Genomic DNA, 3,869 nt, shown 5'->3' on the forward strand with positions numbered 1-3,869 from the left:
GCTGCACTGGCCGCGGGCGGCGGAAATCAGGCCTCGGCGACCCGAGAGGGGCGCACGGTCCACCTCAAGCTGAACAAGCTCTAGGCGAACGGCCGACAAGGCCGATGTCCGCCCAGACGGGTTGCTAGAAGTGCGGCTTCATCTTCAGCCGCGCTTCCAAGCCTTCTACCCTCCCAGCAGGCGAGCGCCCGCTCGCCCGCTGAGGGCGTGGGCGACGCGCGCAGGTCGTGCGTCGCCCACGAACTCGTAGGCCAGCACGCGCTCGAGAAGACCCACGCGCTCGCGAATCGTACCTAGCGCCTCCTCGAAAGCGCCATCTTCACGAACGGCCATGGTCGCGCGCTCGAGATCGAGCGCATCGACCGCCATGATGGCGTCGACCCCGCTCACCGCATCGGTGAGCACCTCCTCACGCACGATGACCCCGTCCATCACCAGCGTCAGGCGCGCAGGGCCGTCATCACGCGGACGCAGCGCCGTGACCCCGCGATAGACACCGATTCGCAACGGGTTCTCATCTCCCGTGGGAATCACGTACGAGCGACGGACCCGATTGCGCTCCACGTCGGAACGGTTGAGCGCCGGATCATCGACGAGAGGCCACGTTTGTTCGTCCCACACCCGCTCGAGCGAGAGGCAACCCATGGCCGGCTGGGGCAGACAGATGCCTCCGGCATCGGGCTCGGTGGGGAGCCAGCGCAGCTCGACCACATGACGATCGCGGGCGTAGAGGCCCAAGCCGTGCGGCATGGGCAGCAGGCACGTCACGAAGCGCCCTCTCACCACATCGGTGAGACCAAGGGGAGAGCCTCCGAAGGTCGTTGCGTTGGCCAGCTTCTCATCGATGATGACCATGGCCGGCGCGTGACGGCATCGCTGGCGCACGGCCTCCACCGCGCGGCGCTTGTCGACCTGCATGCCCTTCACCATGACCCGCATCGACCAGTGCGCAGCGATGCGCCCGCCTGCCCGTGGCTCGATCTCACAGGTCCCCTCGCGCATGACCACCCGTATCACAGTCTCGTCGTGACGCACGTTGAGCTCTACCGAGGCCCCGTGGGTGAGCGCCGTGTCGATGGCGTCGGCCAGTGCGACGAGCGCGCGTGAGGCGCGACTGTCGCGCGCGGGCAGCCGCCCCATGAGCAGATCGACCAATGCGTCCGCTCCCATCGAGACGCCATCGTGCATGAATGTCGTGGCGTAGCCACTCCCCTCGAGAAGCAGACGCCGCGCCCCCGACGCAACCGAGTGCTGCGCAAGCTTGAGCAGGTACAACGACGCATCGCTCAAAGCCCCCGCGCGCGGCATGGCGAAGCGCTCAGCGAGCGTGAAACGCCCCTCGCTCTGGACGAGCCCCTCTGCGACCAGCCGATCCGCGAGCCTGCGGCTCTCCTCGCTCATGATTTCAGTGCACCCGCTTCCCGAGATCAGCGAGGCACCATGCGAATGCCGAAGTCACGCATCTCATAGATGGTGAGACCATCGACGTGCAGGAAGCCGTTCCCCACCAGGGTGGGATGGGGCGTCTCGCTCACCGCGGTGACCACGGCCTCGACCGTCACCCGCTTGTTGGTGGGAATCACCTGCCCGCGATACACCCAGGTGTGCGGCTGCCCGAGGAGGGTGGGCACGAAGCGGTGGGTGGCGGCCAGGTGCGGCCAGCGCTCGAGGGCCACGCTCTCGAGCAGCTGGATGAAGGCCTCGAGCCCGATGGAACCAGGCACCACGGGGTCTTGATAGAAGTGGGCCTTGAAGAACCACTCGTCGGCGTCGACGGTCTTGCCGCCGCGGATGAACCCAAGCCCGTGGGGGCCGCCGTCGGCCACGTAGGCCTCAACCTCGTCGTTGAACAAGAAGGCCTGGGCCGGGAGGGCCGCTGCAGGGGCCGACGTGGTGTGCGGGTCGTCGGGCACGTGCGGAGCCTCGAGGGCAAAGCGCCAGGCGCGCGCGCGGGCCAGCGCGTCGGCATCGGGAACGTGCAGGCGATCCTTCGCGTCGCGGATGCCGATCTGGTTGGCCAGCGCGGAGGCCGAGAAGAACCCGAAGGTGGTCACTCCCGTGTAGATGGGGCGACCGTTGCAGGTCATCTCCATGTCGAAGTCTTCGATGATCATGCCGCCCGCCTGCGACACGCGCGTCAGCCTCACCCGGGTGGTGAGGGTGCCGTGGGTGGGAAACACCTCTTCGTGCCAGGTGGCGGTTCCACCGAGGTTGCGGAACTTCAGATCCGTGGGGCTCTGCAGCGCCGACCCAAGATAGGCGGCCAGCCAGCCGCAGGGCTGCAGCGCGGTCTCGAGCAGCACCGCGAACGGCATGCACATCTGACGGTTGGCGCGGAAGTACCATGCGTCGACCGGGATGTCGTACTCGGCCTCGAACCAACCGCCCGCCTTGCAGAGGAACGGCTCGCTCCCCAGTTCGGTGATGCGGTCGAGGAACATGTAGGGCGGGCCGGGAAGGCGGGCGCATCGACGTTCCTCATCGTAGGGAAGGTAGGGCGGGCCGAACGCCAGCGAAGGACGCCCCACGGCGAACTGCAGGATGTGCTCGCGGGTGTAGATCTCGGGCTTCACCAGGCTCGCAGCGGACGCTGGCGCGGCCGTTGCCACACGCGTGGACGCGGCGGCCCGCAGCCACGTGGCCTCGAGCATCTCGCGGGTGAGCCCCGTGGCCTGCATGCTCATGTCGACAAAGCGCACGATGGCGCGCCCGTCGGCGTACATCATGGCGTCGGCGATGACGTAGGGCTCGGGGCGGTAGCCCATCTCCTTGATCTCGATCTCGTAGACCACCTTCTTCGTGCCCGCCGTGACCGGACCGCGGCATCGAAGCGCCGCCGCATTGCCCACCACGGGCTCCCACGCCACCGCGTCGTGCTCGCCCACCCACCCCATGCGCATGAGCAGAACGCGCAACGTGTGGGCGCAGCACTCGTACATGAGCGTGCCTGGCATGACCATGTCGTCGACGAAGTGACAGGTGAGAAACCAGTCATCCGGGTGGATGTCGGCCTCGGCGCGCACCCGCCCGAGGCCGAAGCGACCGCCCGTGGGCTCGAGGGAGAGCACCCGATCGAAGAGCGCCAGGCGCCCCTCGGGGAGGCGCACCGGTGCGCTCAACCCGAGCGAAGCGAATGCCGGCCCGAAGGCTGCACCGAGATCGCCGCGACGCAGCGCGCGCACCTGAGCCTCGTCGCAAGCCTCTGGCGCATCGAAGGCGACCAGCAGGCGCACGTCAGCGCCACGCATGCCGGGACGTGCCCGGTTCTCGGCGTCGGTGAGCACGATGCCGCCGGAGCTGGCGATCTCCTCGTAGGTGAAGAAGCCCGCGCAGCCCTTGCGCATGGTGAGGAACGGCTGATCATCGATGGTGCCATCGAACTCGAAGAAGAAGAGGGTCACGTCGCCCTGGCGCACGAAGCGATCGATGCGGATGTCGTAGACCATCATCTCTCCCGGTTGAGGAAGGCCGCGATGGAAGGTGACCGTGGCGTCGAGCAGGCGATACATGCGCGCGCCGCCGTGCGTGAAGTCGATGCCCAGGTACGCCGACAGGAAGAGATCGGCCTGACCGGCCTCCACCGAGACGAACACGGGTGCCCGGTTCCCGTCGAGGTACCACGCCCCCTCGAGCACGTCGTGCTCGGTGACGAGACGCCCCCTCGACAGCGAGCGCGGCTCGCCCTCCACCGACATGATGCGGTCGCAGAGCATGAGCGGCTCGTCGGGGAGACGAACCCGGGTGGGGTGGGCGTCGATGGGCGCAAATTCCGGCCCGAGCACGGCCGCCAAGAGTGGGAGGACGCGGAGGAGGAGGAGGAGCGATCTCAGTTCGAGCTCGCTCCAAGAGGGCCAACTGAGGCGCCGAGT

At 67.9% G+C, this 3,869-nt stretch carries 2 protein-coding genes; both read right to left on the minus strand.

All coding sequences use genetic code 11. The features are described 5' to 3' along the window. Window positions 1-165: 165 nt before the first annotated feature. Window positions 166-1,401, minus strand: a complete 1,236-nt coding sequence (locus EB084_21380; protein ID NDD30817.1) for a hypothetical protein — start codon at window positions 1,399-1,401, stop codon at window positions 166-168. Between the two features lie 26 nt (window positions 1,402-1,427). After that, window positions 1,428-3,791, minus strand: a complete 2,364-nt coding sequence (locus EB084_21385; GenBank protein ID NDD30818.1) for a hypothetical protein — start codon at window positions 3,789-3,791, stop codon at window positions 1,428-1,430. Between the last annotated feature and the right edge of the window lie 78 nt (window positions 3,792-3,869).

It is taken from the genome of Pseudomonadota bacterium, assembly GCA_010028905.1.
Taxonomy (GTDB): domain Bacteria; phylum Vulcanimicrobiota; class Xenobia; order RGZZ01; family RGZZ01; genus RGZZ01.